General features: G+C 46.2%; 23 protein-coding genes. 16 read left to right on the plus strand and 7 right to left on the minus strand.

Going from position 1 to position 24,221, the window contains the following annotated elements; all coding sequences use genetic code 11:
- Positions 1-31: 31 nt before the first annotated feature.
- The 11 genes from oxc (at position 32) to ICN34_RS05515 (ending at position 10,895) form a co-directional block, all read left to right on the plus strand.
- On the plus strand, positions 32-1,741 hold the full coding sequence (oxc, locus tag ICN34_RS05465; protein WP_072583790.1) for an oxalyl-CoA decarboxylase: 1,710 nt from the start codon (positions 32-34) through the stop codon (positions 1,739-1,741).
- A gap of 80 nt (positions 1,742-1,821) precedes the next feature.
- Positions 1,822-3,072, plus strand: coding sequence for a formyl-CoA transferase (gene frc, locus ICN34_RS05470; RefSeq protein ID WP_215357501.1), 1,251 nt, complete (start codon positions 1,822-1,824; stop codon positions 3,070-3,072).
- Positions 3,073-3,154: 82 nt separating this feature from the next.
- Entirely contained in the window at positions 3,155-3,583 is a 429-nt protein-coding gene (locus ICN34_RS05475; protein ID WP_216121294.1) for a PAS domain S-box protein, read from the plus strand.
- 139 nt (positions 3,584-3,722) lie between these two features.
- Positions 3,723-4,970 carry a formyl-CoA transferase gene (gene frc / locus ICN34_RS05480; protein ID WP_072583787.1) on the plus strand — a complete coding sequence of 416 codons (1,248 nt, stop codon included), beginning with the start codon at positions 3,723-3,725 and terminating at the stop codon, positions 4,968-4,970.
- 1 nt (position 4,971) lies between these two features.
- A complete protein-coding gene (locus ICN34_RS05485; RefSeq protein ID WP_216121297.1) occupies positions 4,972-5,904 on the plus strand; it encodes a methionyl-tRNA formyltransferase in 933 nt (310 codons plus the stop codon).
- 187 nt (positions 5,905-6,091) lie between these two features.
- The gene (locus ICN34_RS05490) at positions 6,092-6,844 is read left to right on the plus strand and encodes a transporter substrate-binding domain-containing protein (protein ID WP_072583785.1); all 753 of its coding nucleotides are present in this window, start codon (positions 6,092-6,094) and stop codon (positions 6,842-6,844) included.
- A 20-nt stretch (positions 6,845-6,864) separates the two neighbouring features.
- Entirely contained in the window at positions 6,865-7,524 is a 660-nt protein-coding gene (locus ICN34_RS05495) for an amino acid ABC transporter permease (RefSeq protein WP_216121299.1), read from the plus strand.
- Entirely contained in the window at positions 7,521-8,249 is a 729-nt protein-coding gene (locus tag ICN34_RS05500) for an amino acid ABC transporter ATP-binding protein (protein ID WP_216121301.1), read from the plus strand. Before ICN34_RS05495 ends, ICN34_RS05500 begins: the two co-directional genes overlap by 4 nt.
- Positions 8,250-8,251: 2 nt before the next feature.
- Positions 8,252-8,923 carry an amino acid ABC transporter permease gene (locus ICN34_RS05505; RefSeq protein WP_216121302.1) on the plus strand — a complete coding sequence of 224 codons (672 nt, stop codon included), beginning with the start codon at positions 8,252-8,254 and terminating at the stop codon, positions 8,921-8,923.
- Positions 8,924-8,960: 37 nt separating this feature from the next.
- Positions 8,961-10,400, plus strand: coding sequence for an amino acid permease (locus tag ICN34_RS05510; RefSeq protein ID WP_216121303.1), 1,440 nt, complete (start codon positions 8,961-8,963; stop codon positions 10,398-10,400).
- A 6-nt stretch (positions 10,401-10,406) separates the two neighbouring features.
- A complete protein-coding gene (locus ICN34_RS05515; protein ID WP_072583780.1) occupies positions 10,407-10,895 on the plus strand; it encodes a cupin domain-containing protein in 489 nt (162 codons plus the stop codon).
- A 24-nt stretch (positions 10,896-10,919) separates the two neighbouring features.
- On the opposite strand, the gene panC is transcribed toward ICN34_RS05515, so the two are convergent.
- The 4 genes from panC to metG all read right to left on the minus strand — a co-directional run bounded on the left by panC (position 10,920) and on the right by metG (position 14,598).
- Positions 10,920-11,771, minus strand: coding sequence for a pantoate--beta-alanine ligase (gene panC, locus ICN34_RS05520; protein WP_216121305.1), 852 nt, complete (start codon positions 11,769-11,771; stop codon positions 10,920-10,922).
- Positions 11,768-12,643: a ScpA family protein gene (locus ICN34_RS05525; protein ID WP_216121307.1), complete on the minus strand. Its 876-nt coding sequence runs from the start codon at positions 12,641-12,643 to the stop codon at positions 11,768-11,770. The genes panC and ICN34_RS05525 overlap by 4 nt, the downstream gene beginning before the upstream one ends.
- Complete coding sequence (locus ICN34_RS05530; RefSeq protein WP_072583777.1) at positions 12,636-12,824, minus strand: DUF3460 family protein; 189 nt, start codon at positions 12,822-12,824, stop codon at positions 12,636-12,638. Before ICN34_RS05530 ends, ICN34_RS05525 begins: the two co-directional genes overlap by 8 nt.
- Before the next feature lie 103 nt (positions 12,825-12,927).
- On the minus strand, positions 12,928-14,598 hold the full coding sequence (gene metG, locus ICN34_RS05535) for a methionine--tRNA ligase (protein WP_216121309.1): 1,671 nt from the start codon (positions 14,596-14,598) through the stop codon (positions 12,928-12,930).
- A 161-nt stretch (positions 14,599-14,759) separates the two neighbouring features.
- Here metG and ICN34_RS05540 point away from each other — a divergent pair, with 161 nt between their 5' ends.
- From ICN34_RS05540 to ICN34_RS05555, 4 genes are read left to right on the plus strand one after another with little or no spacing between them, the layout of a single operon-like run.
- A complete protein-coding gene (locus ICN34_RS05540; RefSeq protein ID WP_216121311.1) occupies positions 14,760-15,602 on the plus strand; it encodes a formate dehydrogenase accessory sulfurtransferase FdhD in 843 nt (280 codons plus the stop codon).
- Between the two features lie 40 nt (positions 15,603-15,642).
- Positions 15,643-16,209: a dCTP deaminase gene (dcd, locus tag ICN34_RS05545; protein ID WP_071464932.1), complete on the plus strand. Its 567-nt coding sequence runs from the start codon at positions 15,643-15,645 to the stop codon at positions 16,207-16,209.
- Positions 16,210-16,221: 12 nt separating this feature from the next.
- Positions 16,222-17,136 (plus strand): ion channel, encoded by a 915-nt coding sequence (locus tag ICN34_RS05550; protein ID WP_072583774.1) that lies wholly within the window; start codon positions 16,222-16,224, stop codon positions 17,134-17,136.
- Complete coding sequence (locus ICN34_RS05555; protein ID WP_216121313.1) at positions 17,133-19,400, plus strand: arginine/lysine/ornithine decarboxylase; 2,268 nt, start codon at positions 17,133-17,135, stop codon at positions 19,398-19,400. The genes ICN34_RS05550 and ICN34_RS05555 overlap by 4 nt, the downstream gene beginning before the upstream one ends.
- A gap of 294 nt (positions 19,401-19,694) precedes the next feature.
- On the opposite strand, the gene ICN34_RS05560 is transcribed toward ICN34_RS05555, so the two are convergent.
- From ICN34_RS05560 to argH, 3 genes are read right to left on the minus strand one after another with little or no spacing between them, the layout of a single operon-like run.
- Complete coding sequence (locus ICN34_RS05560) at positions 19,695-21,227, minus strand: TRAP transporter large permease subunit (RefSeq protein ID WP_216121315.1); 1,533 nt, start codon at positions 21,225-21,227, stop codon at positions 19,695-19,697.
- A complete protein-coding gene (locus ICN34_RS05565) occupies positions 21,224-21,775 on the minus strand; it encodes a TRAP transporter small permease subunit (protein ID WP_216121317.1) in 552 nt (183 codons plus the stop codon). Before ICN34_RS05565 ends, ICN34_RS05560 begins: the two co-directional genes overlap by 4 nt.
- A 5-nt stretch (positions 21,776-21,780) precedes the next feature.
- The gene (gene argH / locus ICN34_RS05570) at positions 21,781-23,199 is read right to left on the minus strand and encodes an argininosuccinate lyase (protein WP_216121319.1); all 1,419 of its coding nucleotides are present in this window, start codon (positions 23,197-23,199) and stop codon (positions 21,781-21,783) included.
- 43 nt (positions 23,200-23,242) lie between these two features.
- Here argH and hemC point away from each other — a divergent pair, with 43 nt between their 5' ends.
- The gene (hemC, locus tag ICN34_RS05575) at positions 23,243-24,208 is read left to right on the plus strand and encodes a hydroxymethylbilane synthase (protein ID WP_216121321.1); all 966 of its coding nucleotides are present in this window, start codon (positions 23,243-23,245) and stop codon (positions 24,206-24,208) included.
- Positions 24,209-24,221 lie beyond the last annotated feature (13 nt).

Consider the following 24,221-nt stretch of genomic DNA (forward strand, 5'->3'; position numbering starts at 1 on the left):
GAGCAAACCCGCAATTTCTATATCAATTTCTATGACAACAGATAATCAAAACACACAATTAACCGATGGCTTTCACCTCGTTATTGACGCCCTGAAAGCAAACGACCTCGATACTATTTTCGGCCTCGTTGGTATTCCAATTACTGACTTATGCCGTTTAGCGCAAGCAGAAGGTTTGCGTTTTATCGGCTTTCGTCACGAACAACACGCAGGTAATGCTGCCGCTATTGCTGGTTACATGACGCAAAAGCCGGGTATCTGTATGACTGTTTCTGCTCCTGGTTTCTTGAACGGTTTGACAGCTTTAGCTAACGCCACTGTGAACTGCTTCCCAATGATTTTGATCTCTGGTTCAAGCGAGCGTGAAATCGTTGACTTGCAACAGGGTGACTACGAAGAGATGGATCAGCTCAATGCCGCTAAGCCATACTGCAAAGCTGCATATCGTATTAATCATATTGAAGATATCGGTATCGGTTTTGCTCGCGCAATCCGCGCTGCCGTTTCTGGTCGTCCAGGCGGCGTGTATTTAGATTTGCCAGCTCAGCTGCTTGCTCAAACCATGCCTGCTGATGAAGCTAAGAAATCCATTTTCAAAGTAATCGATCCAGTTCCACGTCAAATCCCAGCGGCTGATGCAGTTGCTCGTGCATTGGACGTGCTCAAAGGCGCAAAGCGCCCCTTGATTCTCTTGGGCAAGGGCGCTGCTTATGCTCAAGCCGATAAAGAGATTCGTGACCTAGTTGAAAAATCAGGTATCCCTTACTTGCCGATGTCGATGGCTAAAGGTTTGTTGCCAGACAATCACCCACAATCTGCTTCTGCAGCGCGTTCATTTGTATTGGCTGAAGCTGATGCAGTGTTATTGGTTGGTGCACGTTTGAACTGGTTGCTGGCACACGGTAAAGGTAAAACTTGGGGCAAAGAGCCTAAGAAATTTATCCAAATTGATATTCAAGCAAACGAAGTGGATAGCAACGTTCAAATTGCTGCTCCATTGATTGGTGATATCGGTTCATGCGTTGGTGAACTCTTGAAGGGCATCTCTGCTGTTCCTAAGCCAAGTGCTGAGTGGATTGCTGCGATCACTGAGAAGAAGGATAAGAACTTAGCCAAGATGGCAGAGACATTGGCTAAAGAAGCAAATCCAATGAACTTCCATGGCGCATTACGTGTGATTCGTGATGTGATCAAGAAGAACCCAGATGTGAACTTGGTAAACGAAGGTGCAAATACACTCGACTATTGCCGTGCAATCGTTGATATGTACAAGCCACGTAAGCGTTTTGACTCTGGTACTTGGGGCATTATGGGTATCGGTATGGGTTATGCAATTGGCGCGGCCGTTACTAGCGGCTTGCCAACAGTTGCAGTTGAAGGCGATAGCGCATTTGGCTTTAGCGGTATGGAATTGGAAACAGTTTGCCGTTACAACTTGCCAATCACGACTGTTGTATTCAACAACAACGGCGTATACCGCGGTACTGACGTTAACCCAACAGGCGGCGCTGATGTTGCACCAACTGTGTTCGTTAAAGATGCTCGTTACGACAAAATGATTGAAGCATTTGGTGGTGTTGGTTACTACGTAACTACCCCAGCAGAATTAGAAGCAGCGTTAACAGAAGCGATTGCTGCCGGTAAACCAGCCCTCATCAATGCTGTTATTGATGAAACTGCAGGTACTGAGAGTGGACGTTTAACGAACTTAAACCCATCCACAGCAGCTGCTAAGAAATAAGATATTAAAAACGGTAATAAAAAGTTAATATTTTTGAGCTAAATTTGAAGTAAACAAGAAAGACTTAAGGAGAAACACACATGACTAAACCATTAGACGGTATTCGCATTATTGACTTCACACACGTACAGGCAGGCCCTGCATGTACTCAGTTGTTGGCTTGGTACGGCGCTGACGTAATCAAGGTTGAGCGTCCAGGTTCTGGCGACGTAACTCGTAGCCAATTGCGCGACATTCCAGGTGCAGATGCTTTGTACTTCACAATGTTGAATGGTAACAAGCGTTCATTGACTTTGGATACTAAGACTCAAGAAGGTAAAGAAGTTTTAGAGAAGATGATCAAAACTTCTGACGTCATGGTTGAGAACTTTGGCCCAGGCGCTTTGGATCGTATGGGATTCTCTTGGAAGCGTATCCAAGAATTGAACCCAAAAATGATCATGGCTTCTGTTAAAGGCTTTAGTGATGGCCACTCATACGAAGACTTAAAAGTGTATGAGAACGTTGCTCAGTGCGCTGGTGGTGCTGCTTCCACAACTGGTTTCTGGGATGGTCCTCCTACAGTTTCTGCAGCTGCTTTGGGCGACTCAAATACTGGTATGCACTTGGCAATCGGTATCTTGACAGCTTTGATGCAACGTCAAAAAACTGGCAAAGGTCAAAAAGTTTCTTGCTCAATGCAAGACGCTGTATTGAACTTGTGCCGCGTGAAGTTGCGCGACCAACAACGTTTGGACAAAATTGGTTACTTGGAAGAGTACCCACAGTACCCACACGGTTCATTTACTGACGTAGTTCCACGTGGCGGTAACGCTGGTGGTGGCGGTCAGCCAGGTTGGGTGTTGAAGTGTAAGGGTTGGGAAACAGATCCAAACGCATACATCTACTTCACTATTCAAGGTCACGCTTGGGAGCCAATTACTCGTGCGATTGGTAAGCCAGAGTGGGCAACTGATCCAGCGTACATGACTGCTGAAGCGCGTCAAGACAAGATTTTTGACATCTTCGCAACTATTGAAGACTGGCTCAAAGACAAGACTAAATACGAAGCTGTAGACATTCTCCGCAAGTTTGATATTCCATGTGCCCCAGTTCTCTCCATGAAAGAATTGGCTAACTCACCTGACTTGCGTAAGAGCGGTTCTATTGTTGAAGTGGACCACAAAGTACGTGGTAAGTATTTGACTATCGGTAGCCCAATCAAGTTCTCTGATTTGGAAATCGAAGTTGGTCCATCACCAGTATTGGGTGAGCACACTGACGAAGTATTGGCTGACCTTGGCTATAGCGCTGATGACATCGCTAAGTTGCACACAGCTAAAGCAGTTTAATAACAAGTAACATTGGCATTAATTTGAAGGCGCTCCTAGTGAGCGCCTTTTTTATTTCTTAAAAACTCTATAGACTGATCACATGAACACCAATATTGATTTACACCAGTTAGTAGAGTGCGTAGGCGATGCCATTGTGGTTGCCGATGCTGATGAAAAGATCGTGCTGTGGAATCCTGCGGCCACACGTATCTTTGGATACTCAGAGCAAGAAGCCCTTGGAAATACTTTAGATCTCATTGTTCCTGAGCGTCAGCGCCAGAAACACAATGAGGGATACAACCATTCAATGGAGACGGGCACGACCCGTTATGGCGCATCCTTATTGAAAGTGCCAGCCAAGCACAAGGATGGAAGCACTATATCGATTGCATTCACTGTAGGCATGCTGTTTGACGCCTCGGGGAAGGCTAGCGGGGTGGCTGCCATTATTCGGGATGAAAGCGAGCGTTTTGCCGAAGAAAGGGCCCTTAAAAAGCGACTTTCTGAGCTTGAAAATCCCCAGGCTTAGTCGCATATAGACCCTAACAAGAGTAAATGCAGGTTTAGACGGAATATATGCCCAAAAAGCGGGCACGCCTCAATTTCCCCTATATCCCACTGGTAAAATCGCCTTAATTCAAAATTTCATTCTTATTGGGACTTAAATCATGGCAAAAGCACTAGAAGGGGTCAAAATTCTCGACTTTACGCACGTTCAATCAGGTCCGACCTGCACTCAGTTGCTGGCTTGGTTTGGTGCAGATGTTATCAAAGTAGAAAAATCCGGTGAAGGCGATGCAACGCGTGGCCAATTGCGCGACATCCCCGATGCGGATAGTTTGTATTTCACGATGTTGAACCATAACAAGCGTTCCATTACCGTGAATACCAAAACCCAAAAGGGTAAAGAAATTCTAGAGCGCCTCATTAAAGAGTGCGACGTATTGGTTGAGAACTTTGCACCCGGCGCACTTGATCGTATGGGATTTTCTTGGGAGCGCATTCAAGAACTCAATCCAATGATGATCATGGCTTCTGTCAAAGGCTTTGGTCCTGGTCCATATGAAGATTGCAAGGTGTATGAGAACGTAGCGCAGTGCGCTGGTGGTTCTGCATCTACTACTGGTTTTGATGACGGCCCTCCAATGGTGACTGGTGCACAAATTGGTGACAGCGGAACCGGTTTGCATTTAGCACTTGGTATTGTTACAGCTCTATACCAACGTACGCACTCTGGCCGTGGTCAGAAAGTATTGGCAGCAATGCAAGATGCAGTGTTGAACCTGTGCCGCGTGAAGTTGCGCGATCAACAGCGTTTAGAGCGCGTTGGTCTGATGCAAGAGTACCCACAATTCCCGAACGGTGAGTTCGGTGACGCTGTACCCCGTGCTGGTAATGCTTCTGGCGGTGGTCAGCCTGGTTGGATTGTGAAGTGTAAGGGCTGGGAAACTGATCCAAATGCTTACATGTATGTGATCGTACAAGCGCCAGTTTGGGAAGCAATTTGCAAAGTAATCGGCCGTGAAGATTGGATTACCGATGTGCGTTTCGCATCGCCAATGGCACGCTTGCCACACCTTATGGAAATCTTCGGTGAGATCGAAAAGTGGACCATGACCATGACGAAGTTTGAAGTCATGGACGTATTGAATAAATATGACATTCCATGCGGTCCAATTCTGTCCATGAAAGAAATTGCTGAAGAGCCTGCATTGCGCGCGACTGGGACAGTTGTTGAGGTTGATCATCCAATTCGTGGCAAGTACCTCACTGTTGGTAACCCAATCAAGATGTCTGATAGCCCAACCGATGTGACTCGTTCACCTTTGCTTGGTGAGCATACTGATGAGATTCTTAGTGAGTTAGGTTACTCAACTGATGAATTGATCGCATTACGTCACGAGAAGGTGATCTAAGATGCGGGTTGCTTTAATTGGGAGTGCGGATTTTGGTAAGGCGGCGCTAGAAGCCTTTTTAGATCGCGGCGATGAAGTGGTTGCCGTTTTCTGCCCACCCGACAATCCTAAATCAAGTAAACCCGAAGTCTTAAAAGAAGCGGCGTTAGCAAGGGGCTTAACCCCCTTGCAGTTTTCTTCCTTGAAGGGTCCAGAAGCTGCTCAAGCCATGATTGATGCCAACGCAGACATCTGTGTAATGGCTTATGTGCTTCAGTTTGTGCCGCAAGAGCTTTGTAAGATTCCGAAACACGGCACGATTCAATATCACCCATCTTTGCTGCCTAAATATCGTGGGCCAAGCGCTATTAATTGGGCAATCGCATTAGGCGAAGAGAAGACGGGTTTAACCATCTTCCGCCCATCTGATGGTTTAGATGAAGGCGAAGTGATCTTGCAAAAAGAGGTGGCCATTGGACCTAATGACACACTCGGCAAGATCTACTTTGATCATTTATTCCCGATCGGTGTGAAAGCTCTCCTGGAGACTGCTGATCTCGTAGTTGCAGGCAAGCATCAAGAAATAGTGCAAGATGAATCGCAGGCTAACTACGAAGGCTGGTTTGATGCGAATGCCGCACAGATTCATTGGGCGACTCATATCACTCAAATCTATAACCTGATTCGTGCATGCAATCCTGCGCCTGGTGCATGGACTAAGTTTGGCGAACAAAAAGTACAGATCTATGATTGCCACAAACATGTGGCAGCAACGTTTGGTGCCGTTAAAGGTAAGCCAGGTGAAGTGACTCAAATCACGCTAGATTCTTTCTTCATCACCTGCCATGGTGGACAGATTGAGGTCCTGAAGGCTAAAGGGGCTGCGGGTAAAGTGACTGGTGCTGAATTGGCTAAAGAGTTGAATCTAGAGGTAGGACAGTTCTTTACTCTATAGATTGGTTGGCAAACAGCCCGATGAGTCAATCAACTGCGATGCTCTGCAGTTCCTGCCGCAAGATCATCGTTTACAAATTGCTCTTCCGCTGCTATCTTTTGATGGAATGCTTTTAAGGCTAATTGACTTGAATTAGCTTGTTTAGTTTAGAAGGCGCCATTTGATTTTTACTACAAGGATTTTGTCTATGAAACGCCGATTTTTGCTATTACTGATTTGTGCCCTAAGTCTAGGAATGGTTGCCTGTTCTAAAGGCACTAATTCAAGTGAAATTAAGGTTGCTGTATCGCCTGCATCACCACCGATGCTATTTGATCAGAATGGGCAGATTGTTGGCGTAGATATGGATATTTTTCAGGGCTATTGCAAATCTCGTGGCTGCACCTTAAAAGTCACTCCTTATGATTGGCAGGGAATGCTTGGTGCAGTGTCAAGCGGTCAAGCTGATGTTGCCTTCTCTGGCATCTCGATTACGGATAAGCGCAAAGAGGCGATGGATTTTTCTCAGCCTTATTACGATAACTCTTGGCATTTAGTAAGTCTTAAAAGTAAAAACATCAAGATCACTGATTTAAATCAGCTCAAGAAATATTCCATTGGCTACCCACGTGGCATGGCTTACGATGACTTGATCAGAAATGAGCTGGAGCCAAAAGGCTACTACTCTTTAAGCAAGGTAAAGCTTTATCCCTCATATGCTGAGGTGGTGACAGATCTACAGAATGGCAATATTGATTTGGCATTCATTGAAGAGCCTGTGCTCTTGAACTATGAAAACAAGCTAAAGCTTCCTTTGGAAAGTGCATATGTATTCAAGGGTTACGATAAATTGGGGTTTGCCTTTGCTAAAGGCTCCAAGTTGCGTGATGACTTTGATAAGTATTTAACAGAGCTAGGACCAGAAAAAATTCAAGCGATCTTAGATAAGTGGATGAAGTAATCCTTTAGCAAAAGTTCGTCATGAGTCTTTTAGATATTCTGCTGGAGCTCTGTAAGGGTGTTGTCTACACCGTTATCGTGACACTGGTTTGCAGTATGACCGGCCTTGTTGTCGGTCTACTGCTTTCTAGTCTTCATCGACTCTCCATCAGAAGTGTTTCATTTCTTATTGATATCTACACCTACGTCTTTAGGGGAGTGCCGGTACTTGTTCTCCTGTTTATGGTGTACTTTGGCCTTCCCGGAATTGGTATTAAACCTCCGCCTTTAATGGCCATGGCCCTTAGCCTAGGTTTAGTAGCTGGCGCTTATCTCACAGAGGTCTTTCGTGGAGCATTTAATTCTGTCGATCCAGCCGAGATAGTTGCCGCACAGGCAATGGGTATGAGTCGCATCCAGGTGCTTCGTTATATTGAAATTCCGCAGATGCTCCGCTTTTCCATTCCCGGCATGGTGAATGAATTTACCTCCGTTCTGAAATACTCACCTTTTGCCTACACCGTTGGCATTCCAGAGATTACTAAGGAGGCCATGACATTGACAGCTAATACCCTAAAGGGAATTGATGTTTATTTGATGGTTGGAGTCCTCTATTTTGTTATTTATCGGATCTTGTTATTCGGCGTTCAGTTGATTCAAAAACATTATGAGATTCCAGGTATGAAAGAAGCAGCAGTATGACCGTCATCACCATCCGAGACCTCACTAAGGAATTTGAGGGTCAGTTAGTACTCTCCGGGATTAATCTGGATTTACAGCAGGGCGAAGTGAAAGTCCTGATGGGTTCTTCGGGGAGTGGTAAATCTACTCTCTTAAGATGCTTGAATCGCTTAGTAGAGCCTACCTCCGGATCAATTCGTTTTAAGGGCAACGAGATCCTGGGCCCCAATGTAGATGTTCGGCAATTGCGCAAGCAAATTGGTTTTGTATTTCAGCAATTTGCTTTATATAGCCATCTCACTGTCTTAGAAAACGTCACATTAGCATTACGTAAATTAGAGGGTATGGGGCTTAAAGAGGTCAATGAAAAGGCTTTACATGAGTTGTCTCGATTTGAGATGACATCCCATCAAAGCAAGTACCCATCTCAATTATCTGGCGGACAGAAGCAGCGCGTTGCTATTGCACGAGCTTTAGCAATGGACCCAGCCGTGTTGCTGCTTGATGAGCCAACCTCAGCACTGGATCCCATCATGTCTCGTGATGTGGGAGATCTCATAAATCGCCTGCACCACAATGGAATCACCATGATTTGTGTAACTCATGACTTGGGTTTAGCAAGCACCATTTCAGATCGGGTGCTATTTTTGGATAAGGGCGTCATTCGTGCAGACGAGCGCATTGATGTTCTTGCCAACAATCATTCTGATCCAGAGCTGCAAGCTTTTTTTGGTAAGAGAGAGTAGTCATGGCGGGATCTTGGAGCGGTTTTGAGCGTGATCTTCTTGAGCAGATGCCGCTCATATTGGCTGGACTTTCTAATACTCTCCAATTGGCAGTTGTAATTAGCATTACAGGATTTTTATTGGGTGTTGTTGTTTTCTATCTGACGCTCAGTAAGAACGCCTTCATACGCAATGCCGTCAATGGCTATATTTCCTTTTTTATTGGCATGCCCTTAATCGTGCTTTTGTTCTTAATGTATTACGGACTCCCTCAATGGGGGGTCCGACTCAATCCATTTACAGTGGCAGTGATCGGATTTACCTTAAATGTGGCTGCTTACAATGCTGCATATCTAACAACGGCATTTAATGGCCTAGATAAGACCCAGTTGGAAGCTGCTAGAGCACAAGGCTTTGAGCCGTCACAGGTATTTCGTTTAATTACTCTGCCGCAAGTGTTGCGTACTTCAGTGCCAGCACTAACCAACCAGGTAATAGGCAACCTTAAGGACAGCTCGATTACGTTTTTGATTCAGTACACCGAGTTCTTTGCCCGTATGCAAGAGCTGGCTTCCACTAATTTTCAGTTCTTCAAAGCCTACTTACTCACCGCTTTAGTGTATTTACTCTTGGTTTCCGTGATTGTCTTAGTTGCTAGAAGGATTGAGCGGCGGGTGCTAATACCGATTAGCTAAATTCAGCTAAATTTGTTTCACCAGAAATTGGATTTGTATGGAAAGTAATCATAAATTAGAGCGCGGTTTAGGTCAGCGACAAATCGAAATGATCGCTATCGGCGGCTGTATTGGCACCGGCTTATTCATGGGCTCTGGCAAGACCATATCGATTGCTGGCCCCAGCATCATTTTGATCTATGCCGTCATTGGTTGCATCTTATATTTTGTGATGCGGGCTATGGGGGAGTTGCTCCTATCGAACCTCAATTACAAATCCTTTGTTGATTTTTCAGAAGACTTACTGGGGCCGTCAGCAGGATTTTTTATGGGCTGGACGTATTGGTTTGCCTGGATTGTAGCTGCGATTGCTGAGATTATTGCGATTACTGGCTATATTGCTTTCTGGTGGCCCAACTTACCCCCTTGGATATCTGCTCTTTCCATTGTGCTTTTATTACTCACTCTAAATATTCTCAGTGTTAAAGCATTTGGGGAGCTAGAGTTTTGGTTGGCCATTATCAAAGTGGTCGCCATCATTAGTCTGATTGCTCTCGGGATTTACTTATGTATTACCGGCTTTGTTTCTCCGAGTGGGGTTACCGCCCACATTAGTAACCTATGGTCCTACGGAGGACTGTTTCCTAATGGGGTCTCGGGCTTGCTGGGGGGTCTTCAGACTGCCATCTTCGCATTTGCTGGCATGGAAATCATTGGCACCATGATGGCAGAAACAAAGGATCCAGAGCGGATGCTGCCCGATGCAATTCATAAAATACCTTTCCGCATCATGATTTTCTATATTGGCACGGTCATGGTTTTAATGATGGTGACTCCTTGGGTGGATATCTCTCCTAACGAAAGTCCTTTTGTCGGAATGTTTTCGCTGGTGGGTATGGTGAGTGCGGCAGCCTTGATTAACGGGGTGGTAATTAGCTCGGCAACGTCTTCGAGCAATAGCGGCATATACGCTACATCACGCATGGTGTATGGCCTAGCAAAGAATCATCATGCACCATCCATCTTTGGAAAGTTGTCTTCTCATAAAATTCCAACTGGTGGCATCTTTTTTGGAACAGGTCTTGTGCTATCGGCATCCCTCATACTGACAACTACACAGTCCATGATGAGTGCATTTGAATTGGTTGGTAGCGTAACGGCCATCCTCTTTATTTACATATGGTCGATGATTTTGTTGGCCTACCTTGCTTATCGCAAGCGTCTACCCCAGGCTCATGATGAGTCGAAGTTTAAGACTCCTCTGGGTAAAACGATGATTTATGTAGCATTTGTATTTTTTGCTATCGTGATCTACGCTCTAGGCCTAAATGAGAACACACGCATTGCGCTGTACTTCTTGCCATTATGGTTTGTGGTGCTTGGATTTTTCTACTGGTTTAAAACTCGTAGAAGTGTGAATCAGAAAGCATTGATTGCAGCCTTTAAGAAAAAAGTCATCGAGCAAAATGTTGCTGCAAAAATATATAGGGCTCGATAGGAATATATGCAAACAGTGAATTCTCTAGTAGAAGATCTCAGTCTTCTCCCGCATCCTGAGGGTGGCTTTTATCGTGAAATGTATCGTTCGCCAACTATGGTTAGTGCTGAAGGCGCAGGACTAAAGAGTGCCTACACCAGTATTTATTATCTGCTATCAGGCGGCGACTTCTCATCATGGCATCGGATTAAATCAGATGAGACTTGGTACTTTCATAGTGGTTGCGATGTCAGTATCTATTTCTTTGATAAGAATAAAGAGCTGCAAACCATTCAATTGGGACTGGATTCGAAATGCTTGCAAGCCACTATTTCAGCCAATACTTGGTTTGCTGCCAAACCCATGCATCAAAACTCGTTTTGCTTAGTGAGCTGTGCTGTAGCGCCCGGTTTCGAGTTTGTAGATTTTGAAATTGGTCAGCGGGAGATCTTGTTAAGAGAGCTTGGCCACTCTGCAGATAACATCAAGGCTATTGAGACTCTTACGAGGGCTTGATCAATATTTTGACTGACCCCAGACTTAAATCTCGAGGTTGTCAATCAGTCTTGTTTTACCGAGCTTAGCTGCCGTCAGAATGACGAGCGGCTCACCAGCTTGTAATTGCTCATTGCTTGCAGGGGCTAAATCACTTTGTTGGCGAATGGCGATGTAATCCGGTTGCCAGCCACGTTTAACCAAGCTGGCAACTGCTGCTTTTTCAATCTCAGAGATCGATTGGCTATTGCGATCCTTCAGTTGGATGACGCGTTCCCGAACTTCTTTGAGCGCCTTCATTAACTCTGGTGCTTCAGCACGCTCTTCCACAGAGAGATAGCCATTGCGTGATGAGAGGGCCAGGCCATCTTCCGCGCGAATGGTTTCGCCAGGAATAATTTCCACTGGCAAAGCAAACTGCTTTGCCATCTGACGAATAATCATCAGCTGTTGGTAATCCTTTTTGCCAAACACGGCAACCTTGGGTTGTACGCAAGAAAAGAGCTTCAATACAACGGTGCAAACCCCTTTAAAGAATCCAGGGCGGAACTCACCTTCGAGGATGTCACCCAATTGCTGCGGTGGATCCACTCGATATTCTTGGGGCTGTGGATAAAGATCGCGCTCGGTAGGAGCAAACAAGATGTAAACACCTTCTTTTTCTAACTTATCGATATCCGCCTGCATGGTACGCGGGTAGCTATCAAAGTCTTCGTTAGGACCAAACTGCAAACGGTTCACAAAGATGCTGGCGACTACTGGATCACCATGTTGTCTGGCCAAGCGCATCAATGAGAGGTGACCTTCGTGAAGGTTACCCATTGTTGGTACAAATGAAGCGCGGTTTTGACCTCTTAAGTGGTCACGTAATTCTTGAATGTCGCTAATGATTTTCATGCAACAGGCGTATAGGCAAGACGCACATAAATCGGCGCATAAGGCTCAGCTTGAGTAATTTCTACCAAGGCTTCACGTGAGAGCTCAAGCATCGCAATGAAGTTCACGATAACAACCGGTATGCCTTTGCCAGAATTAATGGCTTCTTCAAATAACTCGCTGAACTCAACAAACTTAGTGCTCTGCAAGCGGCGCAAGATGCGGGTCATAAAGTCACGTACCGATAATTCTTCACGGGTAATCGTGTGATGCTGAGTGAGTTTGGCGCGGTGTAAAACATCACGCCAAGCCATTTGCAAGTCTTCTACATTGACATCTGGCCACGCAATTGCGACGGTGGTATCCACATAGCCGTGTGCTACCTGGAAATCACGCCCTTGCTGTGGAATCTGATCAAGCTCTTGTGCAGCAAGCTTCATACGCTCGTACTCTAAGAGACGACGTACTAATTCTGCGCGTGGATCTTCTACTTCTTCTTCGCTATCTGCCTTCTTCATTGGCAGGAGCATGCGGGATTTAATTTCAATCAACATGGCAGCCATGAGTAGATACTCAGCAGCCAGTTCAAGATTGTGATGACGGATTTGATCGACATAGCTCAGGTACTGTTGAGTAACCTGTGCCATTGGAATATCGAGAACGTTGAAGTTCTGTTTGCGAATCAAATACAGCAATAGATCTAATGGACCTTCGAATGCCTCTAGAAAAACTTCTAGTGCATCTGGTGGAATGTAAAGATCAGTAGGGAGCTTAAAAAGCGGTTCGCCATATAGTTTGGCGAAAGCGGCCGACATGCCATCGGTAACCGATGGAGTGCTATCGAGTAAATCCGACATTGGCTGAGCGCTAGGCTCATTGCCTTGATTAGTCATTCGAGTACACGTAGGCGCGTTGCTTGAGTTTTGCAGCTTTGGCACGGCGCTGATCTTCAACGCTCAATGGCTCTTTGTCCCACAGGAGGGCGCGACCAGCCTGTTGTTCAGCTTCGAGCTGTGGATGCTCGGTTTTGAGTTCAGTTAAGAACTGGGTGATTTCAGATTGATATCTTGCCATGGCATTTCCTAAAATACTCAATAAATTCAATAACTTATGAAATTAATTCGAAAAGTTATCTAGGGACTACAACCGCCATTATAGGTGCTTTTTAGGGCTATTTTTACAAGTTTGCAGCCAGCAAAGCCTCAATTTGAGGGGCTTCCACCCGGGTCATGAGGTGTTTATAGGGCTTAATAGGGTTCTTGCTGGAGAGCGGGGTATTAATGTCTGACCATGAAAGGGGTGGCAAGGAGAAGAATTCTTCAACGCCAACTGCAACTTGAGGAATTACTGGCTTGAGGTACAGACTCATCATCCGGAATGCTTCCAGGGTAATGCTGCAAACTCGCTGTAAATCTGCTTCACGTTCTGGATCTTTAGCGATTTCCCATGGCTTGTTCTCATCTACAAAGCCGTTAACTTTGTCAGCTAACTCCATCACGGTACGCAATGCTTTTGCATATTCGCGTCCCTCATAGAGTTCAGCAATTTTTTCGCTAGCAGCAGCAATCTCTTTGAGCAGTGGATTACTCATCGCTTCATCAGAAACCACGCCACCAAATCGCTTCACTAAGAAGCCTGCGCTACGACTAGCAATATTGATGTACTTACCGAGTAGGTCACTATTCACGCGCGCAACAAAGTCTTGAAGATTTAAATCTAAATCTTCCATGCTGTCATTAAGCTTAGTCGCAAAGTAATAGCGGAACCACTCAGGATTAAAGCCGCACTCAATCACGCTGTTTGCAGAAATTAAAGTACCGCGTGACTTACTCATCTTCTCGCCATCTACGGTTAAGAAGCCATGAGCAAATACGTTGGTTGGTGTGCGATAGCCGGCAAACTTCAAAGTAGCAGGCCAGAATAAAGTGTGGAAATACAGAATATCTTTGCCGATGAAGTGGTATTGCTCGGTAGTGGTATCTGGCTTAACCCACTCATCAAAATTAAGGCCTTTAGCTTGGCAGTAATTGAGGAAGCTGGCATAGTAGCCGATCGGGGCATCAAGCCACACATAGAAGTATTTACCTGGTGCATCAGGGATCTCGAACCCGAAATATGGGGCATCGCGGGAGATGTCCCAATCGCCCAGTTTGCTTTCGCCGGGCTGGCCAACCCATTCTTTCATCTTATTGCGAGCTTCAGGCTGCAATGGAGTTTTGACTTGAGTCCAGTCACGTAAAAACTCTTCGCAACGTGGATCAGATAACTTAAAGAAATAGTGATCAGAAATCTTTTTGATAGGGGTTGCACCGCTGACTACTGAAAAAGGATTCTTCAGGTCTGTAGGTGAATACGTTGCGCCACACTTTTCACAGTTGTCACCATACTGATCTTTAGCGCCGCACTTAGGGCACTCGCCCTTGATGAAGCGATCCGGTAAGAACATTTCTTTAACAGGATCGTAAGCTTGCTCAATCGCACGCTTTTCAATCAAGCCAGCATCACGCAGCTTGAGATAAATACTTTGCGCTAACTTCTCATTCTCAGGGCTATCTGTGGTGTAGTAGTTATCAAATGAGATGAGGAAGTTATCAAAGTCCCGCTTATGTTCTTTCCAAACATTAGCAATGAGTTCTTTAGGGGTGATGCCTTCTTTTTCAGCGCGCAACATGATAGGGGTGCCATGCGTGTCATCAGCACCAACATAGTGAACCTCATGACCACGCATTCTCTGAAAGCGAACCCAAATATCAGTCTGAACGTATTCCACCAAATGGCCGATATGGATCTGACCATTGGCATACGGTAAGGCGGAGGTGACAAGAAGGCGGCGTTGAGAACTGCTCATGTAGTGCGGACTTAAATAAGAATGTAAGAAGGTTAAATAGGGTGCAGCGCTCAATTATGCTGGCTAATGCAGTGATTTTAGTCTGCGGTTAAAGTAAGGCTCCTCGGAGTGTTCCTAAACCCCGATAAAATTGAGTTCAGCCCGACCTTAGAGAGTATTTTATGGCAGCAAAACCAACCATTCAGATGTCTTGTGCCTCAGTGCCTTTGGTGCATGAGGTCGAGGTTATGGATGAGCTGGGTCGCCTTAAAACTACCCATATTCCGGGGGAGCGCCCTTTAACCATTTATTTGGATAAGCGTGAAGTGGTGACGCTGATGACCTTGGGAAGTGCTCCAGAAGCCCTGGTCTTGGGCTATTTACGTAACCAGCGCCTCGTGGAGTCTCCTGATGACATCGAAAGCATTCAGGTTGACTGGGAGACCGATTCGGCTGCTGTTAAAACCCGCCGGAGTACGGTGGATATTGATGCCCTAACCAGCAAGCGGGTAGTAACGACTGGTTGCGGTCAGGGAACCATGTTTGGTGGCTTAATCGAGGAGATGGATGCGATTCAGCTTCCCGAGGGACCGCTACTCTCTCAAGAGGCAATAGTTGCCTTGATTGACTCCATTCGAATCCATGACACCATTTATAAGAAGTCTGGTTCGGTTCATGCCTGCGCAGTCTATGAGCGGGACGGGCAGGATGGGGTGCGACTGCTGCACTTTATTGAAGATGTTGGTCGCCATAATGCGGTCGACTCGATTTCTGGCTTGATGTGGCTAGTGAATAAACCGGGCAAGGATTTGATTTTCTTTACTACTGGGCGCCTGACCTCAGAGATGGTGATCAAGGGGGCTCAGATGGGCATCCCTTTCCTTCTGACCCGCTCTGGCGTGACCTTGATGGGTCTGGAGCTGGCGCGCAAGACTAACCTCACCATCCTCTCCCGTTGCTCCGGCAAACACTTTGAGATCTATAACGCCCCGGAGAGGGTCGTTTTTAGCCAAAAACCCCAATAAATTCGTCAGCAGGTAAGGGCGAAGGTTTTACAATTCGGTCATGACTATTAAATCAGACCACTGGATCCGCCGCATGGGCGAGCAAGGCATGATCAGCCCATTCGAACCTGGGCAAGTTCGCCAAGATGCCGCCGGCAACAAAATCGTAAGTTATGGCACTTCAAGCTATGGCTATGACATTCGTTGCGCAGACGAATTCAAAATCTTTACGAATATCAATAGCACCATCGTTGATCCGAAGAATTTCGATGAGCAATCATTCGTCGATTTCAAGGGTGATGTTTGCATCATTCCACCAAACTCTTTTGCATTGGCAAGAACGGTTGAGTACTTTAAGATTCCACGTAGCGTATTAACCGTCTGCGTTGGTAAGAGTACTTATGCTCGCTGCGGCATTATTGTGAACGTCACGCCATTTGAGCCTGAGTGGGAAGGTTATGTCACTTTAGAGTTTTCAAATACTACACCATTGCCTGCAAAGATTTATGCGGGTGAAGGTTGTGCGCAAGTACTCTTCTTTGAGAGTGATGAAGTGTGTGGAACATCATATAAAGATCGCGGTGGTAAGTATCAAGGTCAGCGGGGCGTAACCCTGCCTAAGACCTAAGCCATTACGGCAGTGCGTAAATTTCTATTTAATCGCCGTCCATCACGGATTAATCTAGAAGAATATCGCGCCACACTCTCGCGCTCAGAAATGGCGCGTCCAGAGAATAATTTCTACCATTGGCTGCTAGGTACCACCTGGACTAGCTTTATGTTGCTAGTCGTTTTTGTATATCTCGGTACAAATCTTATATTTGCTTTTGCTTATATCGCATGTGGAGACGGGGCCATTACCAATGCCCGACCAGGCTCTTTGTTGGATGTCTTTTTCTTTAGTGTGCAAACGATGGCAACCATTGGATATGGCCGAATGACTCCGGTTGGTAGTTGGCCAAATGCGATTGTGACGTTTGAGGCGTTCTTTGGAATTGTTTACTCCGCATTAACTACGGGTCTGGCCTTTGCGCGCTTTACTAGGCCTACCGCAGGCATACGTTTTTCTAAAGTAGCTGTAGTGGGCAACCATGACGGCATCAAAACATTGAAGTTCCGAGTAGCCAATGATCGCAGCTCCCATATTGTGGAGGCGCAGTTACGCTTATGGCTCATTGCAGAAAGCATGACAAGCGAGGGTGAGCGCTATCGTCGATCTGTTGAATTGCAGCTGCATCGCTCCGAGAGCCCAGTCTTTTCCTTGACCTGGACGGCGATGCATAGCGTGGATGAGGCAAGTCCACTAAAAGATTTCTTGGGTAAAGCAGAATTGAATGGTCATTGGCATCTTTTAATTACCTTTACGGGGTATCACGAGAGCCTGGCCAATCAAGTCTATGCTCGCCATGTTTACTTACCAAGAGATGTGCAGCAAAATGCGACTTTTGTCGATATAGTCACGGTTTCGCCAGATGGCGGCCGGATAATAGATTTAGCCAACTTTGAGAAGTGGGTTCCGAATGTCTCGGATAAATTAGCAGGGGAGTTTTTATGAAATTTCGTTTTCCAATCATCATTATTGATGAAGACTTCCGCTCCGAAAATATTTCGGGTTCGGGAATTCGTGACCTCGCCGAGGCGATTGAGAATGAAGGCATGGAGGTTATTGGCTTAACGAGCTATGGTGACCTGACTTCGTTTGCTCAGCAAGCTTCTCGTGCATCGTCATTCATCGTCTCGATTGATGATGAGGAGTTTGACTCTGACTCAGAAGATAATGATCTTCCAGCCTTAAATAACTTGCGTGCTTTTATTACCGAAGTACGTAAACGTAATGAAGATATCCCTATCTTCTTATATGGTGAGACACGTACCTCACGTCATATGCCTAATGACATCTTGCGCGAGTTGCATGGCTTCATTCATATGAATGAAGACACCCCAGAATTCGTGGCACGTCACATTATTCGTGAAGCCAAAGTGTATTTAGATTCATTAGCGCCGCCATTCTTCCGCGCTTTAACTAACTACGCTTCTGAAGGTTCATATTCTTGGCATTGCCCAGGTCACTCCGGTGGCGTTGCTTTCTTAAAAAGCCCAGTAGGAAGAATGTTCCATCAATTCTTTGGTGAAAACATGTTGCGCGCTGACGTTTGTAACGCAGTGGAGGAGTTGGGCCAGCTCCTAGACCATACAGGTCCAGTGCTGCAGAGTGAACGCAATGCAGCGCGCATCTTTAATGCAGACCATTTATTCTTTGTAACCAATGGCACATCGACTTCCAACAAGATTGTTTGGCACTCTACGGTTGCACCTGGCGACGTGGTCTTGGTTGACCGTAACTGTCATAAGTCAGTCATTCATTCCATCACCATGATGGGCGCGATTCCCATCTTCTTGATGCCTACTCGTAATCACTTGGGCATTATTGGTCCGATTCCGAAGGAAGAGTTCGAATGGAAAAACATCAAGAAGAAAATTGATGCCAATCCGTTTATCAAAGATAAGAATGTTGTACCTCGTGTAATGACGCTGACGCAAAGTACTTACGATGGCATCGTTTACAACGTTGAAATGATTAAAGAGATGCTTGATGGCAAAGTAGATTCATTGCATTTTGATGAAGCTTGGTTGCCACATGCCGCATTCCATCCTTTCTATAAAGACATGCATGCGATTGGTTCAGATCGTAAGCGCACTAAGAAGAGTTTGATGTTTGCAACGCAGTCTACCCATAAGTTGCTGGCTGGTTTATCCCAGGCATCACAGGTGTTGGTTCAAGATGCAGAAGATACCAAGCTTGATCGTGATTGCTTTAATGAAGCCTATTTGATGCACACCTCTACTAGTCCTCAGTACGCCATCATTGCTTCATGCGATGTTTCTGCGGCCATGATGGAGTCTCCTGGCGGCACGACGCTCGTTGAGGAGTCTATTGCTGAAGCAATGGACTTCCGCCGCGCTATGCGTGAGGTAGATGATAAGTTTGGCGCAGACTGGTGGTTCAAGGTCTGGGGCCCAGATCATTTGGCGGAAGAGGGTATTGGCGAGCGCTCAGATTGGGTCTTGGAGCCATCAGCAGCTTGGCATGATTTTGGCAAATTGGCCAAAGACTTCAATATGCTCGATCCCATTAAGGCGACGGTTGTTACGCCTGGATTGGATATTGAGGGCAACTTTGGCTCTATGGGCATTCCAGCGAGCATCGTGACCAAGTATCTTGCTGAGCATGGCGTGATCGTGGAGAAGTGCGGTCTCTACTCATTCTTCATCATGTTCACGATCGGTATTACTAAAGGCCGCTGGAATACGCTTGTAACAGAACTGCAGCAGTTCAAAGATCACTTTGATAAGAATGCGCCACTCTGGAAAGTATTGCCTGAGTTTGTCGCTAAACATCCACGATATGAGCGCGTTGGCTTAAAAGATATTTGTCAGCAAATTCATGAGTTTTATAAGGGCCGTGATGTAGCGCGCATGACTACTGAGATGTATACCTCAGACATGGTTCCAGCCATGATGCCTTCAGAGGCATGGGCGAAGATGGCGCACAAAGAAGTGGATCGTGTGCCGCTTGATCAATTAGAGGGGCGCGTAACAGCCATGTTAGTTACTCCCTATCCTCCAGGCATTCCATTGTTGATTCCAGGCGAGCGTTTTAACAAACGCATCATTGACTACCTCTACTTCGCTAGAGACTTTAATGAGAAATTCCCTGGATTTGAGACGGATATTCATGGGCTCGTTAAAGCCAGTATCGATGGTAAGAGTGAGTATTACGTCGATTGTGTCAGGCAAGGGCGGGACATCACCCTTTAATCTCACCTCTTAGTTGAGCTAATGCCCTGAAAATTTCAGGGCATTTTTTTATTTGCCGATCTAAAAACGGTACTGTATCTTGCTTAATAATTATTTTGAAAGAGTGAGATTTTAATGGGCAAGAAACGCGTACCAAAATTTTTATTAGGCCATCCTCTAAACTCTACGCATGCTGATAAGGGTATGACGGAGACCTTAAATCTATTGAGGTGGCCAGCAAATGCTAGGCATCTTAGCTTATCCATTGCCCAATATTTAAATGGCAAGAAAAAGAAATATTGACGCGATTAGTTTTTATTTAATCGGTTTATCTAACTGAAATGTTACAGGAGTATCCTCATCCGTCTTCGTTGATGGTGCTTCTGGCTTACCCTCTTCGCCCCCTGTGAAATTAAAGTCTTTGCTCTCGATCACAGCAGCAGGCTTATCTAAGAGTGTTGTTACCAGCGCGGGGAAGGCCATCACCAGCACGACCATCACTAGCTGCAGACCTACCCAGGGGAGTGCGCCCCAGTAGATATCACTACTCTTCACCTCTTTGGGCGCTACGCCTCTCAGGTAGAAGAGGGCAAAGCCAAAAGGGGGATGCATAAAAGAAGTCTGCATATTCACACAAAGCATGACCCCGAACCACACTAGTGCTGCACTGGCTGCTGCTTGAGGATTGCCATTCATGGAATCGAGTAATACCGGTGAGAGTAATTTCACTGCTACTGGTGCCAACATTGGCACAACAATGAAGGCGATTTCGAAGAAGTCTAAGAAAAAGGCCAAAAAGAAAACAAACAAATTCACAACGATTAAGAATCCAATCCAACCACCAGGAAGATTAGAGAAAAGCTCTTCTACCCAGAAGCCACCATCTACTCCTTGAAACACAACAGAAAAGCAAGTAGATCCAATCAGAATAAAAACCACCATGGCAGTAATACGCATCGTGTTTTGATAGGCCTCTTGAATCAGTCCTTTGAGATTCGGAATGCTTGCTCTGCGAAGCCACGCTAAGAGTAGAGCTCCCATTGCGCCCATAGCTCCCGATTCAGTAGGGGTGGCAATGCCAGTCATGATGGTACCCAGAACCAGGAAGATCAGGACCGCTGATGGGATGATCCCCATGAGACATTTTTTCCAAAGTGCCCAGCCTTTGAGTGTGAGATCGCTCTCTGGTACGGGCGGTAGATAGTCGGGGCGAACACGACTCAGGAAGAAGGTATATAGGGCAAAGAGGGCGATCTGCAAAAGCGATGGACCCCATGCACCGAGATACATGCTGCCCACATCTGCACTGCCGCTTTGTGTTTTAAGTTGGTCTGCCAACACAATCAATACTAATGATGGGGGCACTAACTGTGTAATGGTCCCAGAGGCTGCTAAAACGCCCGTAGCGTAGCGCATGTTGTAGCCGTAACGCATCATCACCGGCAAGGAAATCATCGCCATAGCGATCACCTGAGCGGCGACAGTACCAGTGATAGCGCCCAAGATAAACCCAACGATGATGACGGAGTAACCAAGACCGCCACGTACGCGCCCAAATAGTTGGCCCATCGAGTCGAGCATTTCTTCTGCGAGGCCGCAGCGCTCTAAGATGGCGCCCATAAAAGTGAAGAAGGGAATGGCTAGCAGTAGATCATTGGCGAGCACGCTACCAAAGATGCGCTGCGGAATAGCTTGCAAAAATGGGATGCCAAAGAAACCCTCGCTAATCGCAATGGCTGAGAAAAATAATCCTGCAGCCATTAAAGAGAATGCAACCGGAAAGCCGATCAACATAAAGACGATCAGCCCACCAAACATCAAGGGCGGCATCCACTCTAATGGAATCATTGCATCGGCTTTTCGTAATGGAGGTCTTCGGCGGGGAGGGTTGTTTTGCCCTGCAAAGCGCCGATACGTTTAATGATTTCTGAAACACCTTGCAGGCTCAGCATCAAAAACCCAAAGGGCACTACAAACTTAATGGGATAGCGCGCTAATCCGCCAGAGTTCAGTGAATGCTCCATGACCAGCCATGATGGGTAAAAGAGCGTTGTCCAGGAGAGCCAAGCAAATAAGAGGCAGGCTGGCATTAAAAAGAACACCAAGCCAAAAAGATCAACCCACAAGCGCCCGCGATCAGAAAGCTGTGAGTAAATTAAATCCACCCTGACATGTTCATTACGTTTGAGTGTGTAAGATGTGCCGAGCATAACGGCTGCAGCAAATAGATACCATTGAAGCTCTAATGGCCAGTTGTTGCTGACGTCGAATCCATAGCGGAGTAAGGCGTTGAGTGCGGATACGATACAAGAAAGCAAAATCATGATGCTGGCTGCCTTGCCCAGAAGCTGGTTTACGTAGTCAATCCCCGCAGAGAGTTTGGACCAAAACCCCATGCACTTTAGAGGTCTGCGCGACCCCGTTTAATAGCGGCAAGAACCTGGTCTGGGGCGGTGCCACCGGCATGTTGGCGTGATTGCACTGAGCCATCAACAGTGAGTAATGCAAACACATCATCGCTAATCAGTTCAGGGCGATTATCAAGACCGCATGCAAATCGAAGTTCTGAGAGACTTAAATCTGTCAGCATGCAATTTCTGCCAACGCAAGCCTTAACAGCGTGTGCAACTGCTTCATGGGCATCGCGGAAAGCCAAACCTTTTTTAACTAAGTAGTCAGCCAAGTCGGTTGCTGTTGCAAAACCTTCTTCAGCAGCCTTCTTCATCACTTCTGCTTTCACTTCAATATGCGGAACCATGTCAGCAAAAATGCGCAAGGTATCTTGAACAGTATCTACTGCATCAAATAAAGGCTCTTTATCTTCTTGATTATCTTTGTTGTAAGCCAGTGGCTGACCCTTCATGAGAGTCAATAAAGAGATCAGATCGCCATATACACGGCCAGTCTTACCACGAGCTAATTCTGGAACATCTGGGTTCTTCTTTTGCGGCATGATCGAGCTACCAGTGCAGAAGCGATCTGGTAAATCAATGAAGCCAAAGCGGGGGCTCAGCCACAAGATTAGCTCTTCAGATAGGCGTGACACGTGCATCATCAAAATCGATGAGAAGGCACAAAACTCAATTGCAAAGTCGCGATCGGATACAGCATCTAATGAGTTATTGCAGATACCATCAAATCCTAAGGCCTTAGCTACTTGTTCGCGATCGATCGGATAGGTGGTTCCGGCTAATGCGGCCGCACCTAAAGGCAGGCGATTGAAACGAGCACGCAAATCTACTAATCGACTGGCATCACGGCTAAACATTTCAAAATAGGCCATCAAGTGGTGACCAAATGTAATCGGTTGCGCAACTTGCAAATGCGTGTGGCCAGGCATGATGGTGGCAGCATGCTTTTCAGCTAAATCCAATAGTGCAAGACGTAAAGACTTCAGGGTGACTGCAATGTCATCAACGTTGCTACGCAACCATAGGCGCAAATCCGTTGCTACTTGGTCGTTACGTGAACGACCGGTATGCAAACGCTTGCCAGCATCGCCTACTAATGCGGTTAAGCGTGCTTCGATGTTCAGGTGTACATCTTCTAGCGCCAACTGCCAATTAAATTGTCCGGACTCGATTTCACTCTTAATTTGAGCCATACCCTTTTGAATATCGGCCAAATCTTGGCTGCTAATGATCTTTTGGGTAGCCAGCATTTCAGCATGGGCTAGGGAGCCGGCAATATCGACCATGGCAAAGCGTTGATCAAAGCCAATAGAGGCGGTATAACGCTGAACGAGTTCGTCGACAGGTTCTGCAAAACGGGCCGACCAAGCTTGGGCTTTGTTGGCTAAGGAATTATTTGATGAGCTCATAAACACAGTATATTGGTGTAGGTCTTTGATTATTTTAAATGTTATGTCGCCAACCCTGAATTCTTCTCCATCTGACGCTCCAAAGCGCCTCGTAATCGCTTCCCGTGAAAGTCGCCTAGCCATGTGGCAGGCTGAGCATGTCCAGGATTGCCTTAAAAAGCTCTATCCAGGATGCGATGTCCAGATTTTGGGTATGACCACCCGTGGGGACCAGATTTTGGACCGAGCCCTCTCTAAAGTGGGTGGTAAGGGCCTTTTTGTGAAAGAGCTCGAAACCGCATTAGAGGATGGGCGTGCCGATCTAGCGGTGCACTCCTTAAAAGATGTCCCAATGGTGATGCCTGAGGGATTTGATCTTTCTTGCGTCATGGCTAGGGAAGATGCACGCGATGCCTTTGTTTCTAATGATTACGCCAGTCTTGAGGATCTTCCTCATGGGGCTATTGTGGGCACATCGAGTTTGCGACGTGAGTCAGTACTGCGCGCAAAGTTTCCACATTTGGTCATACAGCCATTACGCGGCAACTTAGATACTCGCATGAGCAAATTAGATCGAGGTGAATATCAAGCTATTATTTTGGCTGCTGCTGGCTTAAAGCGTTTGGGTTTAGAGTCCCGCATTCGTGCTTTTTTGCCATATGATCCCTACACTCCCGCTGCAGGCCAGGGTGCCTTAGGTATCGAAACTTTAAGCAAACATCCCAATATCAAACAGTGGCTTACTCCACTCAATGATTTGCCGACTTTGTTTGCTGTTTCTGCTGAACGTATGGTGTCTCGCCAATTAGGCGGGTCATGTGAAGTGCCGCTGGCTGCACACGCAGTATGGGATCAGAACCAAATGAACATTCGCTCTTTTGTAGCGAGTGTTGATGGCCAAGCAATTTGCCTGGCTAATGGTAGTGCTCAAGTGAAATCAGTTGAAGATGCCGAGGCCTTGGGCCTTGCAGTGGCAAAAGACTTGCTGTCACAAGGCGCCGCAGATTTAATTCCAGCACTTCCTAAGTAATACAAAGCGCAAT

The organism is Polynucleobacter sp. Tro8-14-1, from assembly GCF_018881655.1.
GTDB lineage: Bacteria > Pseudomonadota > Gammaproteobacteria > Burkholderiales > Burkholderiaceae > Polynucleobacter.

Coding starts and splice junctions, on each gene's coding strand:
- oxc (WP_072583790.1), top strand. CDS start 32: ATGACAACAGATAATCAAAACACACAATTAACCGATGGCTTTCACCTC.
- frc (WP_215357501.1), top strand. CDS start 1,822: ATGACTAAACCATTAGACGGTATTCGCATTATTGACTTCACACACGTA.
- ICN34_RS05475 (WP_216121294.1), top strand. CDS start 3,155: ATGAACACCAATATTGATTTACACCAGTTAGTAGAGTGCGTAGGCGAT.
- frc (WP_072583787.1), top strand. CDS start 3,723: ATGGCAAAAGCACTAGAAGGGGTCAAAATTCTCGACTTTACGCACGTT.
- ICN34_RS05485 (WP_216121297.1), top strand. CDS start 4,972: ATGCGGGTTGCTTTAATTGGGAGTGCGGATTTTGGTAAGGCGGCGCTA.
- ICN34_RS05490 (WP_072583785.1), top strand. CDS start 6,092: ATGAAACGCCGATTTTTGCTATTACTGATTTGTGCCCTAAGTCTAGGA.
- ICN34_RS05495 (WP_216121299.1), top strand. CDS start 6,865: ATGAGTCTTTTAGATATTCTGCTGGAGCTCTGTAAGGGTGTTGTCTAC.
- ICN34_RS05500 (WP_216121301.1), top strand. CDS start 7,521: ATGACCGTCATCACCATCCGAGACCTCACTAAGGAATTTGAGGGTCAG.
- ICN34_RS05505 (WP_216121302.1), top strand. CDS start 8,252: ATGGCGGGATCTTGGAGCGGTTTTGAGCGTGATCTTCTTGAGCAGATG.
- ICN34_RS05510 (WP_216121303.1), top strand. CDS start 8,961: ATGGAAAGTAATCATAAATTAGAGCGCGGTTTAGGTCAGCGACAAATC.
- ICN34_RS05515 (WP_072583780.1), top strand. CDS start 10,407: ATGCAAACAGTGAATTCTCTAGTAGAAGATCTCAGTCTTCTCCCGCAT.
- panC (WP_216121305.1), bottom strand. CDS start 11,771: ATGAAAATCATTAGCGACATTCAAGAATTACGTGACCACTTAAGAGGT.
- ICN34_RS05525 (WP_216121307.1), bottom strand. CDS start 12,643: ATGACTAATCAAGGCAATGAGCCTAGCGCTCAGCCAATGTCGGATTTA.
- ICN34_RS05530 (WP_072583777.1), bottom strand. CDS start 12,824: ATGGCAAGATATCAATCTGAAATCACCCAGTTCTTAACTGAACTCAAA.
- metG (WP_216121309.1), bottom strand. CDS start 14,598: ATGAGCAGTTCTCAACGCCGCCTTCTTGTCACCTCCGCCTTACCGTAT.
- ICN34_RS05540 (WP_216121311.1), top strand. CDS start 14,760: ATGGCAGCAAAACCAACCATTCAGATGTCTTGTGCCTCAGTGCCTTTG.
- dcd (WP_071464932.1), top strand. CDS start 15,643: ATGACTATTAAATCAGACCACTGGATCCGCCGCATGGGCGAGCAAGGC.
- ICN34_RS05555 (WP_216121313.1), top strand. CDS start 17,133: ATGAAATTTCGTTTTCCAATCATCATTATTGATGAAGACTTCCGCTCC.
- ICN34_RS05560 (WP_216121315.1), bottom strand. CDS start 21,227: ATGATTCCATTAGAGTGGATGCCGCCCTTGATGTTTGGTGGGCTGATC.
- ICN34_RS05565 (WP_216121317.1), bottom strand. CDS start 21,775: ATGGGGTTTTGGTCCAAACTCTCTGCGGGGATTGACTACGTAAACCAG.
- argH (WP_216121319.1), bottom strand. CDS start 23,199: ATGAGCTCATCAAATAATTCCTTAGCCAACAAAGCCCAAGCTTGGTCG.
- hemC (WP_216121321.1), top strand. CDS start 23,243: ATGTCGCCAACCCTGAATTCTTCTCCATCTGACGCTCCAAAGCGCCTC.